Raw genomic sequence first — 13,532 nt, forward strand, 5'->3', positions numbered from 1 at the left:
CGGGCACGGCGAATCGTTCCGCGGTCGGATGTGTGGACAATGTAGCACCAGCCGACCACTGCGTATTCCTGTCAGTCCGTCACTGGGACGATCACTCCCGCCGGGACGAGGGTGCGGACCTGGTCGAGGAGCTGGGCGGTGAGGGCCGCCTCGTCGACGCTCAGCAGCTGGGCGAGCGCGGCGGAGATCTGCCCCATCGTGAGCGTCCCGTCGCAGACTCCCAGGAATCCTGCGAGCGCGGGATCGGCCTGGAAGGTCTGTGCGAGTCCGCCGCCCTGTTCGATGGTGATCATCGTGGGGTCGTCCGCGCCCGGGCGCAGGTGTCGGTGCTCGGTGACGTCGGGTGCCAGCTGGTAGGCGGTGCCGATCAGCTCCGCGTCATCGGCCTCGTGCAGCCACTCGAGCAGCCCGATGCGGGTGGAGAGGAAGGCGGCGAGCCCTGCAGGGTTCGATCCCGGTCCGGATTCGATCTGCGCGAAGTCGCGCACAGCGTCATCGGCCGAGGCCGCGCGGTGCAGCACGACCCAGCCGAATCCCACCTCCTCGACGCCGCGCGCCTCCAGGTCGGTGAGCCAGCGGTCGACGTCCGCGTGCCAGCGGGCCGTCGCCCGGGCGACGCCGCCGTCGCGGATCCACGTCCGCGCGTACGCCCCGGGGCGCATGCGCTGCCGTTCGATCACCGTCGCCGAGGTCCCGCGCGCGTCCCCGTCGCCGCCCACCCAGGCTGTGGGCGGCTCGCGGTCCGCCCCGTGCTCCCAGTTGCCGAGCATGACGGCGGTGCCGTCGTCCCGCAGGTGCTCGGGGGATCCGGACACCATCGCTCGCATGATCGCGTCTCCGGTGAGTCCGCCGTCGCGGTAGCCGTAGGAGCGGTAGCCGTAGGAGCTGGACTCCGACGTCGCCTGCGACACGTTCGACCTCGGAGTGATGACGAACGGCGGGTTGGAGACGAGCAGGTCGACTGCCTCCGGCAGGGGCTCGAAGAGCGATCCGTGACGGAATTCGACTCGATCCGCGGCTCCCGCGAGTCCCACGGTGAGGCGGGCGATGGCGAGCGCGCGCTGCGAGAGGTCGGTCGCGATCACGCGGTCCGCGTGGCGCGCCAGGAGGACCGCTTGGATCCCGCATCCGGTCCCGATGTCCGCCGCGAGTGAGACGGGACCGCGCGGGGTGAGGTCGAGGAGGGTCCGTCCGGCGCCGCCGTAGCCCAGGACGTAGTCACCGTCGAGGGCGTCCGGGCGGGTGAGGGTGCCGTGGTCCGCGAAGAGGAGGAGCGTGTCGTCGCCCGGCGCCAGTCCGCGGGGCACGCCCAGCGGCAGCGGGTGAGCGGTGAGGGCGAGGACGGAGCGGATCGGGCCCGGGCTCTCCTCACTCCCGCTCACCAGGAGTCCTCCGGTGCGCAGCGCTTCGACCAGGTCGTCGCCCAGTGCCGCGGTCGCGTCGTCCTCCTCGACGGGGGTGTCCAGGAGGAAGAGGAGCGCGATCACAGCGAGCGCGCGGTCGCGGGCGGGCACCGCCTCGGCCTCGGGGGCAGCCTCGGCAGCGGTCTCTCCTTCGGCGGCAGCCGTCACACCGAGAAGGCGCAGGCAGTGCCGGCGGGCGGGGGCCGGATCGTTCGCGTCGAGTGCGGCGTCGGCGTCCGTCCCCCACAGCCCGCGCAGGGCGGCGGGGGAATAGCGCGCGCGAGTGAGCGCCGTGGCGAGCCGTTCGAGGGTCGCCGCCGGGAGCACCGGGACGGGCGGAAGAGAAGTCACCCGACCATCGTAGGGGCGTGTCGTCGTCTGCCCGCCGGCCCGTTCCGTCCGCGTCGTGAGCAGAAGTGTCCGGACCCCGGCCGGTGCCGATGGGCCGCAGAAGACCTGCGAGGATGAGTGTGATGCCCAGCACCGACGCCCCCGTCTTCGACGATTCGCGGGCGCACCACACTCGCCTGCTGCGCGGAGTCGCCGCCGGTGCCTTCGCGACCTTCGTCGCGCTGTTCTCCCACGTCGCGGGCGGCGGCCAGTCCCCCACACTCCTGGGCGTCGGGGTCCCGCTCCTCCTCGCGGTCTTCGTGTGCGTCGTCCTGGGCGGTCGGAAGCTGTCATTGCTCCGGCTGAGCGCGTCCGTGGGCATCAGCCAGACCCTCTTCCACTGGATCTTCGGCACGGCGGCCTCGAGCGTCCCCACTGCGGGCACGGCGACCTCCGCTGAGGCCGCAGGCTCTTCAGCGGCGCAGCTCGCCCTCCATGCGAATCACGTGGGCGGTGTGCCGCCTGGTTTCGCCGCTTCGATCGTGGGATCGGGAGCGGGCGACCACGCCGCGCACAACGGTGCCGCGATGACCGTGGCCCACATCGTCGCCGCACTCGTGACGGTCGCAGTGCTGTACCGCTCCGAAGTCGTCCTGCGGGCGCTCGTGGAACTGCTGCGCATGCTCGGGAGCGCGTGGGCCCCGCTCCGTCGTCTGCTCACGCACACCACGTGGGTCGCGCCGCCGCGCCTGCGCCCGGGTGCCGGGTGCGAGGCGGACACTCCCGCACCGCTGGGCGTCGTCCGCTCGACGCGGCTGGACCGCGGTCCCCCGGTGCGCATCCGCGTCCACGCCTGAAGACTCGGACGACTCACGAAGCTTCGGACGGCTCACGTCCGGGTCCGCCGGGTCGTCACGGCCCCTCCGTGGACGCGCCCACTCCCTCTCATGTCTGAGGGCCGCACGGCCCGCGCGTCGTCGACGCCGCGCGTCGTCGATGCTTCATACCGCCGTGCGCCCGAACACTCACGAAAGGCGCCACCATGCGCATTCAGAAATCTGCCGTCCTGCTGTCCTCTGCCGCCCTTCTCGTACTCACCGGCTGCAGCGCGGCCGGGACCGCTTCCGAAGCGGACTCCGTCACGGACTCCGCGGCAGAGTCCTCAACAGACTCCTCGGCATCCGTCACGGTCGACGACCCCTGGGTGAAGGCCGCGGAGGAGGGCATGACCTCCTCATTCGGACTCGTCGAGAACACCGGTGAGGAGGACGTCACCCTCGTGGCCGTCGAATCGACGATCTCCGAGGAGATCGAACTGCATCAGACCTCGGACGACGGCTCCGGTGCGATGTCGATGGAGGAGAAGGAGGGTGGCTTCCCGATCCCAGCCGGTGACTCCCTCGACCTGGCACCCGGCGAGGATCACATCATGTTCATGGACTTCGACGGACCGCTGCAGGCCGGCGACACGGTGGACCTCACCCTCGTCTTCTCAGACGGCTCGCGCCTGGACTACGAGGCGTCGATCCGTGACTTCGCGGGAGCCGACGAGTCCTATGGCAATGAGGAGACAGATTCCCACGAGGAATCCGACGAGCACTCCGATGACGAGCGCAGCGACCACGAGCACTCCCACCTGGGCGATGGTGATGACTCATGAGGGCGCTGAGCAGACGGAGGATGCTGCTGGGAGGTGCAGCAGCCGGAGCCGGTGTCGCCGCGCTCACGGCGTGCACGCCGGGCATCGATGAGACGCCGCAGGACAGCCTCCTGGACGTGGGGACAGACACCATCCCGTTCTTCGGCACGCACCAGGCGGGCATCGCCACACCGCCGCAGGCCTTCGCGACGTTCGTGGCGCTCACGCTGCGGAACGAGGCGGATGCGGAGGCGATCCGTCGCATGCTGCAGGTGCTCACGGATGATGCCTCGAGGCTCGCGGAGGGTCGTGGCGCACTCGCGGACACGGAGCCCGAACTGGCACGGACACCCGCCCGACTCACCGTCACCCTGGGATTCGGCTCCGCACTGGTCCGGCGGGCTGCGGGGCGATCGGCCGTGCCCTCGTGGCTGAAGCCGCTGCCCTCGTTCGGGATCGACGATCTCGACGATCGGTGGACAGGTGGGGACCTGCTGCTGCACGTCGCGGCTGATGATCAGGTGACAGTCGCACATGCCGTGCGCATGCTGCTGAAGACAGCTCGGGCGACGGCACTGCCGAAGTGGCGCCAGTCCGGATTCCGCCGGTCGCGGGGCTCGGAGAAGCCGGGCACCACGATGCGGAACCTCTTCGGCCAGGTCGATGGGACCGTCAACCTGCGGCCTGAGGACGACGACTTCGCATCCGGGGTCTGGAATGACGAGGGATGGATGGCGGGCGGCACCTCGTGCGTGCTGCGGCGGATCCGGATGGACCTGGACGGCTGGGATCGCCTGGACACGCCGGGTCGGGACCAGGCGATGGGGCGGCGGCAGTCGGACGGGGCACCGCTGACGGGAGAACACGAGTTCGACGAACCGGACTTCGAGGCGATGGGCCCGCACGGGTTCTCCGTCATCCCGGACTTCTCCCACATCGCCCGTGCCCGCGGTGACGACCCCCGTCCCACCATGCTGCGTCGCAGCTTCAACTACGACGACGATCCAGTGGATGCGGGCGATGGAGGGATCACCGATGCGGGTCTGCTGTTCCTGGCCTACCAGCGCGACGTCGACGAAGGATTCGTCCCCGTCCAGCGACGGCTCGATGAACTCGACCTCCTCAACCAGTGGACGACTCCTGTGGGTTCCGCGGTGTTCGCGATCCCGCCGGGGTGCCAGAAGGGAGGCTTCATCGGCGACACGCTGTTCTGAGCAGACCGCTCACGCGTGACCCCAGGGGCACGACCTGCATACGATGCGGTCATGGCGCGCATCGAGGACACGGACGGGATACGAGTGCCGTTCGCCGCGCTCACCGCGGCCGTGTCCCTGGGGGTCGCGACGTTCTTCACCCTCTACTCCCTCATCCCGGTGACCCGGACGGACGACCCGGGAGTCGGCAGTGCGTTCGTCGGCGTCCTCATGACCTGCGTCATCGCGGTGCAGGTGGGAACGCCGACTCTGGTGAGGCGGTTCTCGCTGCGCACGGTCGTCTCCGGCTCACTCGCCGCCCTGGGCGTGGGCGCGCTCGTGGCCGGGATCGCCGGGACCGGAGCGGCCTCCGGTCTGGCGCTGGTCGCGCTGCTGGCAGGCGGTGCGCTCGCCGGGGCCGGGTTCGGCATCCTCATCGTCGCGGGCTCCCAGGGCGTCGGCGTGCTGGTCCCGGGAACCGGCCTCGGGCGTGCGCTCGGGCTCTACGGCCTCATCACCGCACTGGCGACCGCGCTGGGATCACCCGCCGGGGTCCAGGTGGGCGTGGCGTTCTCCCCGACGACCTTCGGCGTGGTCGCCGTGGTGCTGTGCGTGCTCGGCGCGGTGGCTGCGTTCGGGATCCCGGCGAGCATCGGCCGTGGCGACGACGCACCCGGGAAGACTCAGGGGGCCGGCGGCACCGAGGGGAACAGCAGGTCCAGCGGTGACAGTGTGTCCAGCGATGCCAGCGGGTCCAGCGGTGACAGCGGGACCACCGGATCCGGTCCGGTCACCGGCGCGACCGGCATCACCGGCTCTGAGGAGCCGCACGCCACGACGATACCGGGCGCGCTCCGCGTGCTCGCCCTGACCCTCACGTTCCTCCTGCTCGCGGTCCTCTTCCTGTCCCACGCGATCACGAGCCTGCCGGTGCTCGCCAGCGACAGCGTCAGCCCGGCGCTCACGATCCTCCTCGCGCAGCTGGGGACCGCCGGAGGTCGGTGGGTCGGCGGCTTCGCGGAGCCGCGGATCACCCGCTCCGGCACGATCATGCTGGCGACGATCCTGCTCGTCATCGGCAGCATCACCGGTGTGTTCACCAGCAACGGTGAGACGATCGGGATCAGCGCGGTGATCCTCGGCCTGGGTGTCGGAACCGCGCAGACGGTCGCCCTGCACACCGCGATGCGGCGCACGGATGCAGGACGGGCCTCGGTCGTGTGGAACCTCGGCGTCGACGGCGGTCTGTGGATGGGCGGCATCCTCGCGGGTCTCGTCCTCGCCCAGGGCGCGATGCTCCCGGCGATCTTCGCCGCGGCGAGCATCCTCGCGATCGTGGGCGCGGTGCTCGCGGTGAAGGAGACCGGCCGGCCCTGAGGCGCGCAGCCGGCACCGGCGCTGCGGCCCCAGTCCCTACGATGGGCCCATGACCTCGGAGCTCTTCGACATCCTCACCCGGTTCGGCGACCGCGTCGACCGCGTGACCCATGTCGAGCAGCTGCCCGCCCGCCTCGGCCGCACGACGGACTGGCCTTCCTGGATGGATCCCGCAGTGCGCGATGCCTTCGTCTCTGCGGGGATCGAGCGCCCCTACGAGCATCAGGTCGAGACAGCGGACATCGCCCGAGCCGGTGAGAACGTCATCGTCGCGACCGGCACGGCATCGGGCAAGTCCCTGGGCTACCTCATGCCGGTGCTCGACGCCGCGATCCGCGGAACGGCCGCGCCCAGCGGCCGCGGATCGACGACGCTCTACCTCTCCCCCACGAAGGCGCTCGCAGCCGACCAGCTGACCTCCCTGCGCGAGCTCGTCCTCAAGGGCCTGCGCCCCTCCACCTACGACGGCGACACGCCCCGGGCGGACCGTGACTGGGCGCGCCGTCATGCGAACCTGATCCTCACCAACCCGGACATGCTCCACCGCTCGCTGCTGCCCGGCCACGAACGGTTCTCCTCCGTCCTCAAGCGCTTGGACTACGTCGTCGTGGACGAGGCCCACCGCTACCGGGGAGTGTTCGGCTCGCACGTCGCCCTCATCCTCCGCCGGCTGCTGCGACTGGCCAGGTACTACGGCGCCTCCCCCGTCGTGATCGGCGCATCGGCGACAGCGGGCGATCCCGCGGACGTCTTCTCCCGCCTCATCGGATCCCCTGCCCGCGCTGTCGTCGACGATGCCTCACCACGGGCCGCCGGCCGCTTCCTGCTGTGGGAGCCCCCGCTGCTGCCCGGCCTCGATCCGCGTGAGCAGTCCGGCCCGGGTGAGCAGACCGGCCCGTTCGGGCAGAGTGATCCGTTCGGGCAGCCCGAGGACCCGCCGGACCCGTGGGCGGACTCCGCTCCGCACGACCGCTTCCAGCAGGATCCCGCGCCCGAGGCCCCCGTCGGCCGCATCTCCGAGGCGCGGCGGTCGTCGCTCGCCGAGGCCGCCGACCTCCTCACCGACACGACGTGCGCGGGCCGCCGGGCGATCGGCTTCATCGCCTCCCGCCGCGGCGCCGAGGCCCTGGCCTCGATCGTCAAGGACGAGGTCGCCCGCGTCGACGATTCGCTGGTGCGCACGATCGCCGCCTACCGCGGCGGCTACCTGCCCGAAGAGCGGCGCCTGCTGGAGACTGCGCTGCGCAGCGGCCGCCTGCTCACCGTCGCCTCGACCAACGCGCTGGAACTGGGCATCGACATCTCCGGGCTCGATGCGGTCATCATCGCCGGCTGGCCCGGCACGCTGGCGTCCCTGTGGCAGCAGGCGGGCCGCGCCGGCCGCAGCGGTCAGGAATGGATCGCGGTGCTCGTCGCGCGCGACGACCCGCTCGACACCTACCTCGTCCATCACCCGGAGGCGGTCTTCGGCAAAGCCGTGGACGCCGTCGTCATCGACCCGGGGAATCCGTACGTACTCGCGGGTCACCTGTGCGCAGCCGCAGCCGAGGTCCCCTTCACCGACGACGACTTCGCGCACTTCCCGGAGTCCGCTCCGTCCATCGTGGACCAGCTCACGAGCGCGAGGATGCTGAGGAGGCGACCTGGCGGGTGGTTCTGGGCGAAGGCGGAGAACCCCGCGGACCTCTCTGACATCCGCTCCGGGGGCGGCGGGACGATCCGCCTCGTGGAGCGGGAGACGGGTGCGCTGCTGGGCACCGTCGATGATGCCGGCAGCCACCACCAGAGCCACCCGGGAGCGGTCTACGTCCATCAGGGGCGCACCTTCGTCGTGGTCGATCTGGATCCCGACGAGCGGGTGGCCCTCGTCGAGCAGCGCCACGTCGACTACACGACGGAGTCGCAGTCCGTCACGGAGATCGGGATCCTCGGCACCCGTGCGACGGTTCCCCTGCCGTCCGGTGCGGCGGTCAGCTGGGGCGAGGTGGAGGTGACGTCGCAGGTGACGGGCTACAGGATGCGGCAGTCCGGCAGCGGCACGGTGCTGGGCGAGTACCCGCTCGAGCTGCCCTCGCAGGTCCTGCGCACGACCGCGGTCTGGTGGACTGCTCCCGACGCACTCATCGACGAGGCAGATGTGACGACCGGTGATCTGCCCGGTGCCGTGCATGCGGCCGAGCACGCGGCGATCGGGCTGCTGCCCCTGTTCGCCGGGTGCGACCGATGGGACATCGGCGGTGTCTCGACGGCCCGTCACGCGGACACCGGAGTGGCGACGGTCTTCGTCCACGACGGGCAGCCGGGCGGGGCGGGGTTCGCGGAGCGCGGATTCGAGGCCTTCTCCGCGTGGCAGACGGCGACCCGTGAGGCCATCGAGGCCTGCGAGTGCGTGAGCGGCTGCCCGTCCTGCGTGCAGTCGCCCAAGTGCGGCAACGGCAATGAGCCGCTGGAGAAGGACGCGGCCGCGCGACTGCTGCGCGTCGTCCTGGGATAAGTCGTCCCGGGGTAGTACGTCCTGGGGCAGCAGGTCGTCCGGGGCAGCCGACCCTGCTCACTCGGCACGGCCTGCGACCGCCGTCGCCTCGACTGTGAGGTCGTCGCCCAGGCCGGGGATCCGAATGCCCAGGGGTGCTTCGACCGTCACGGTCGCTGTCCCCAGGTCAGGGCGTGCGATGCATTCGGTGATCGTCGCCCCGTTGCGCGTCGCCACCTCCTCCGCAGTCGCACAGCCGTCCTCTCCCTGCACCTGCACGACCGCGATCGCCGCGAGATCCGCGGCGGCGTCGGCGCGCGCACCGGCCACCAGGCCCTGCCCGATCGTCCCCACCATGAGGGCGAGAGCAGCGGCGGCGCCCGCGATCCCGATGGCGGGCACCGTCGTGGATCCGGCGTCAGATGTGGGGGCGGCCGTGGGCTCCACCGACACGTCAGCCCTCCTTCCGCGCGGTCGCGTGGGCGGAGACGGAATCCGCGACCGGCGCGAGCACGTCCGGCAGCGGCACCTCCACCGTGACCTCCGCGTAGCCGCCGTCCTCAGCGATGAGGACCTGCGCGGAGTCTCCGGCGCGCTTCCGCGCCTCCTCCACGACTGTGGTCTGGGCTTCGCCGCGCGCCACCTCGCGCGCCGCACCCCGCGCGGCGTCCATGGCGCGCAGCTGGGTCGCGCCGACCGCACCGGCGCCCACGACGATCCCGATGATGAGGACCAGTGCCGGCATGACCATCGCGAACTCCGCGGCCGCGGCACCCTCGTCGCGCGCGCCGGTGCGTCCCGGCATGTCAGGCTCCGCCCAGTCCCAGTGCGCCGGTGATGACGCCCGTGATCATCTCCTGGAGCGGATCGCTCTTGAGCACGACGACCAGGAGTGCGGCGAACCCGCATGCTGCAAGCGTCGTGATCGCGTATTCCGCGGTCGTGGCCCCGGTGTCATCGGACAGGCACTCGCGCACCGTTCCCGGACTGACCACCACTCCGTCGAGGTGACCGGGGTCCGGTACGTCCCGTTCCTCCGTCCGTCGTTCCGCACCGCTGCTGTCATCAGAAGACATCCTCGTCATGGTGCTCCCCTTCTCTCTGCGGGTCTCGTCCCGCGTGTGCGTCCCTAGCACGGATCGCATCTCGTCCTGCGGCACCGCGGGCCCTTCCCACGGCGGCGACACCCTGGTGGCTGTCGTGCCACGAGCTTCCCCGTCGGTCGGCTGCTTAAGAAGGCCCTCCCCCGTGCTGTGGACGGAGCGTCAGCGGTCCACAGCCTCCCGTGCGCAAGGACACGCAATGACGCACGCGGCTGTGACGCGCGCACGCAGCAGTGACGCGCCCAGCCAAGGCGCAGTGGCGCACTGCAGTCACTCTCTGCACGGTCACTGCCCTGTGAGCGCCGGAGCGAGATCGCTGAGGAGCGTGAGGAGGACGGGCACGACTCCCAGCAGCACGAACGCGGGGAGCACGCACACGCCCAGCGGCATGACGAGCATGACGCCCAGGCGCGCCGCTGCGATCTGCCGCCGCCGGTGCTCACTGCGACGCAGCTCGTCGGCGTGCGCCTGCAGCAGCGGCGCCAGCGCGACGCCGGTGCGACTGGAGAAGCGGATGACCGCGATGACAGAGGACAGCTCGGTCCGTTCGCCCCCGGTGTCCCCGGTGTCCCCCTCCAGCCCCAGGCGAGCCGACCGGGCGATGTGCGCGAGGCCGGAGCGGTCTCCCGACGCCCGCACCGCGTGATCCAGTGCGCGGTCCACCGGCAGCCCCGCCTGCAGGCACACTGCGACGAGGTCCAGATCGAACGCCAGGTCGTCGACCGCAGACGTCCCCGCGGGGACGCTGCCACTCCGTCGACTGCTCTGCGCAGTCCCGGTGTCCGTATCCGCCGGGGCGGCTGGACCGGTGGGAGTACGTGCACCGGTGAGGCGAGCCAGGCGCTTCACCTGCGGTGCACGCGTCACGAGGAAGACACCGCCCAGTGCACACGCGACGACCAGCACGGCGACGATCATGTCGCCTTCTCCAGCATCCGCGTCATCCACACCCTCCCGCACGCGAGGAGGATGACCCCTCCGCCGATCGAGGCAAGTCCCAGAGGAGAGCCCAGCAGCGAACCCAGGTCCGCACCGATCAGCAGTGCGAGCCCCAGACCCGCGGCGGGCAGCCATGTCAGCACGGTGACAGTGGCCTGCGGTCCCGCGAGTGCGACGAGGCGCTCCCGCTCCGCGTCGGCGATCTCGCGCCGACTGTGCGCGTACCGGGTGAGGACATCGGCTGCGGGGGCACCGGCCGATTCCGCCACCTCCCACACCGCTCCCATCCCCACGAGCACCTCGGCGAGCGTGGGCGGGAGTCCGCCGGCGTGGCGCGCGATCGCGGTGCGCGGGTCGTCTCCCAGGCTCATCGAGCGCGAGACGCGGGTGAGGACGGCGGCGAGGTCGGAATCGCTCACCTCTGCCAGCTGCGCCGTGACGGTCGCCGGCGGCATCCCGATGCGCAGCAGGGCCGCAGCCCGGTCGATGACGGCGATCGCCCGATGCGGATCGTCCTCGGCCTCGGGTGCGGTCGCCTGGCCCGAGCCGAGTCTCGCGTCAGTCCTGGAGAACCGCGACTCACCGCGGTGCGTGCCCCGGAGCTGCGGCAGGAGGGTCCGCAGGCGCCGCCCAGCGGGGTCCAGGGTCACGAGCAGCACGCCGAGGACGGCAGCACCGCTGGCCACGAGGAGACCGATCATGGCCGGCCCTCCGACACCGGGTCGGCCGACTTCGCGGAGAACGTGCGCTGGAGGTGCGCGACCCCCTCGCGCTGGAACCCGGTCGCCCGGTCCCAGACCAGCTGCGTGCGCACGCGATCATCGACGAGTACGGGGACTGCGACCTCGGCGATCCCACGCCTGCCCGGTCCCGCCGCATCACGGCGGATGTGGAGGAGCAGGTCGATCGCGGTGGACGTCTGCGCGTGGACGGCCGCGGCGCTCATCCCGGCGAGCGCACCCAGTGCTTCGAGTCTGCTGGGGACGGCGGCGCAGGTGTTCGCGTGGACGGTCGCACACCCGCCCTCGTGACCGGTGTTGAGCGCGGTGAGCATGTCGCGGACCTCTTCGCCGCGCACCTCACCGACGACCAGTCGATCCGGTCGCATCCGCAGAGCGTTGCGGACCAGAGCGGTCATCGGCACGTCCCCGACGCCTTCGACGTTCGCCTGCCGAGCCGACAGCTGCACCACGTGGGGGTGGACGACGACGAGTTCGCGGGAGTCCTCGACGAGCAGCAGTCGGTGAGACTGGGGAGCCGCGGACAGCATCGCTCCCAGCAGCACCGTCTTGCCGGATCCCGTCCCGCCGGAGACCAGGAAGTTCGCCCGCCGTGCAACGGTCTCCTCGATGAGGGTGACGAGCGCTGCGGGGACGAACCCGTCGGTGATCAGATCAGGCAGGGTGAACGCGCGCGGACGGGGGATCCTGAAGCTCAGGACGGTGACGTCGCCGGACAGGGGCGGTATGACGGCGTTGACCCGGACTCCGTCGGGCATCCGCACATCCACCAGCGGCGAGGAGTCATCCAGACGGCGTCCTCCGGAGGCCGCCAGTCGCACGGCGAGGGCGCGGACGTCCGACTCGGACCCCAGACTCAGCGGCACCTGCTCGAGGCCCGCCCCGAAGTCCGCCCACACGTCGCGGGGCCCGTTGACGAAGACGTCCGTGACCCTCGGTCGGTCGAGCAGCGGCTGGAGCGGACCCGCGCCCGCCAGCTGCGCGGACAGTCGAGCGACGAGTTCCAGCATCGCACCGGATCCGAGCACCCGCCCCGAGCGGCGCACGGCGGCCGCGACCGCGGAGTCGGTGACGGGTCCCGGGTGGTCGAGCAGGTCATCGCGGATCTCGGCGACGAGAGCGGAGTCGAGCCACCCCGCCTCGCCGGGGGCAGGCGCTCCCTCGATGCGCGCGGTCATCGCAGCCCGGCCGCCATCCGCTCGGCGAGCCCGCCGCCCACCGCAGCCGGGTCTCTCCAGGTCTCCGGCACCTCGTGCGCGGGGAACCACTCCTCGACCAGCGCGGCAGCCGTCGCGGTCAGCGACGACCTGCGGGTCGGCAGCGACTCACCGCGGTCGATGCGGCCCGCGAGCCCCCGCTCCGCCCGCATCCGCGCGGTCAGCGGCAGGCCCACCGCGTCTGCGACCTGCTGGGCGGGGATCCCACCGCGCTCGTCCTCCCGCACGATGAGGCCCACCCCGTGGTGACCGGCTCTCAGTCGTCCCGCGACCTGTGCCGCGCCGACTGCCGCACGGACTCTCGCGGGGACGACGACCTGCACGTGGTGACAGGAACGCACCACTCCCCCGGCGGCGTGCCGCGGCAGGTCGACGACCACGAAGTCGAACGCCTGCTGTGCCGCGCCCAGCACGGTGTCGAACACGTGGCCGGACGTGTCCGCGGCGTCCGTCCGGTCCCACGACAGCACTGCCAGTCCGGCGACCCGGGGCAGAGCGTCCACCAGGGTCGACGGTCGCAGACTCCCCTTCGAAGCCGCGAGCGCGGGCCACCGGAGGCCCTCGGTCGTCTCCGCACCGAGCACGAGGTCGATGCCGCCTCCCAGCGGATCCCCGTCGACGAGCACGGTCCGCAGCCCGATCCGCTGCCCCTCGACCGCCAGCGCCGCCGCGAGCATCGTCGCTCCGGCCCCGCCGCAGCCCGGGACGACGCCCACGGTCGTCGCGGGGGCCACCGGCGGCTCCACGGCGGCGATCATGCGCTGGACCAGCCATTCGGCGGCGGCCGGCAGGATCGCCACGTGGTCGGCACCGAGCCGGGCCGCCGCTGCGAAGGCATCCGCCGAGGTCCGTGAGGCCGTCGACGGGTCCTCCGCGGCGATGAGCACCGTCGGTGCGGAGATCCCGCCGGGCGGATCGGAGACGTCCTCGCCCAGGAGGACCAGTGCGGCGTCCTGCCATCCGCCCGTCATCGGTGAGGCGACGGCCAGGGTGACGCCGATGCCGTCTGCCAGCGCCGCGCACTGATCGATGAGGCTGGGCAGCTGCGTGAGGAGCGCGATCCGAGACATGCGCCCACTCTGGGCGAGATCGGGCGCGAGCGGAACCGCGTGCGCCAA

Annotated in this window: 13 protein-coding genes; 5 read left to right on the forward strand and 8 right to left on the reverse strand. The window is 71.8% G+C overall.

Annotated elements, in window-relative coordinates:
• Nucleotides 1–71: 71 nt before the first annotated feature.
• Nucleotides 72–1,754 (reverse strand): class I SAM-dependent methyltransferase, encoded by a 1,683-nt coding sequence (locus FM105_RS06965; protein WP_256970273.1) that lies wholly within the window; start codon nt 1,752–1,754, stop codon nt 72–74.
• Nucleotides 1,755–1,876: 122 nt separating this feature from the next.
• On the opposite strand from FM105_RS06965, the gene FM105_RS06970 reads away from it, so the two are divergent.
• The 5 genes from FM105_RS06970 to FM105_RS06990 all read left to right on the forward strand — a co-directional run bounded on the left by FM105_RS06970 (nt 1,877) and on the right by FM105_RS06990 (nt 8,436).
• Nucleotides 1,877–2,590: a hypothetical protein gene (locus FM105_RS06970; protein ID WP_256970274.1), complete on the forward strand. Its 714-nt coding sequence runs from the start codon at nt 1,877–1,879 to the stop codon at nt 2,588–2,590.
• A 185-nt stretch (nt 2,591–2,775) separates the two neighbouring features.
• Nucleotides 2,776–3,393 carry a copper chaperone PCu(A)C gene (locus tag FM105_RS06975; RefSeq protein ID WP_087006691.1) on the forward strand — a complete coding sequence of 206 codons (618 nt, stop codon included), beginning with the start codon at nt 2,776–2,778 and terminating at the stop codon, nt 3,391–3,393.
• Nucleotides 3,390–4,586 carry a Dyp-type peroxidase gene (locus FM105_RS06980; RefSeq protein WP_087006693.1) on the forward strand — a complete coding sequence of 399 codons (1,197 nt, stop codon included), beginning with the start codon at nt 3,390–3,392 and terminating at the stop codon, nt 4,584–4,586. Before FM105_RS06975 ends, FM105_RS06980 begins: the two co-directional genes overlap by 4 nt.
• A gap of 51 nt (nt 4,587–4,637) precedes the next feature.
• Nucleotides 4,638–5,942: an MFS transporter gene (locus FM105_RS06985; RefSeq protein ID WP_087006694.1), complete on the forward strand. Its 1,305-nt coding sequence runs from the start codon at nt 4,638–4,640 to the stop codon at nt 5,940–5,942.
• A gap of 49 nt (nt 5,943–5,991) precedes the next feature.
• Complete coding sequence (locus FM105_RS06990) at nt 5,992–8,436, forward strand: DEAD/DEAH box helicase (protein WP_087006696.1); 2,445 nt, start codon at nt 5,992–5,994, stop codon at nt 8,434–8,436.
• Nucleotides 8,437–8,493: 57 nt separating this feature from the next.
• Here FM105_RS06990 and FM105_RS06995 read toward each other — a convergent pair whose 3' ends face one another.
• The 7 genes from FM105_RS06995 to ssd form a co-directional block, all read right to left on the reverse strand.
• Nucleotides 8,494–8,868: an Rv3654c family TadE-like protein gene (locus tag FM105_RS06995; protein ID WP_087006698.1), complete on the reverse strand. Its 375-nt coding sequence runs from the start codon at nt 8,866–8,868 to the stop codon at nt 8,494–8,496.
• 1 nt (nt 8,869) lies between these two features.
• Entirely contained in the window at nt 8,870–9,220 is a 351-nt protein-coding gene (locus tag FM105_RS07000; RefSeq protein WP_087006700.1) for a TadE family protein, read from the reverse strand.
• A 1-nt stretch (nt 9,221) separates the two neighbouring features.
• Entirely contained in the window at nt 9,222–9,491 is a 270-nt protein-coding gene (locus FM105_RS07005; RefSeq protein WP_087006808.1) for a DUF4244 domain-containing protein, read from the reverse strand.
• Nucleotides 9,492–9,803: 312 nt separating this feature from the next.
• Complete coding sequence (locus tag FM105_RS07010) at nt 9,804–10,436, reverse strand: type II secretion system F family protein (protein WP_256970275.1); 633 nt, start codon at nt 10,434–10,436, stop codon at nt 9,804–9,806.
• Complete coding sequence (locus tag FM105_RS07015) at nt 10,433–11,158, reverse strand: type II secretion system F family protein (RefSeq protein WP_087006702.1); 726 nt, start codon at nt 11,156–11,158, stop codon at nt 10,433–10,435. Before FM105_RS07015 ends, FM105_RS07010 begins: the two co-directional genes overlap by 4 nt.
• Entirely contained in the window at nt 11,155–12,375 is a 1,221-nt protein-coding gene (locus FM105_RS07020) for a TadA family conjugal transfer-associated ATPase (RefSeq protein ID WP_087006704.1), read from the reverse strand. Before FM105_RS07020 ends, FM105_RS07015 begins: the two co-directional genes overlap by 4 nt.
• Nucleotides 12,372–13,484 (reverse strand): septum site-determining protein Ssd, encoded by a 1,113-nt coding sequence (gene ssd, locus FM105_RS07025; RefSeq protein ID WP_087006706.1) that lies wholly within the window; start codon nt 13,482–13,484, stop codon nt 12,372–12,374. Before ssd ends, FM105_RS07020 begins: the two co-directional genes overlap by 4 nt.
• Between the last annotated feature and the right edge of the window lie 48 nt (nt 13,485–13,532).

It is taken from the genome of Brevibacterium yomogidense, from assembly GCF_900163715.1.
GTDB lineage: Bacteria > Actinomycetota > Actinomycetes > Actinomycetales > Brevibacteriaceae > Brevibacterium > Brevibacterium yomogidense_A.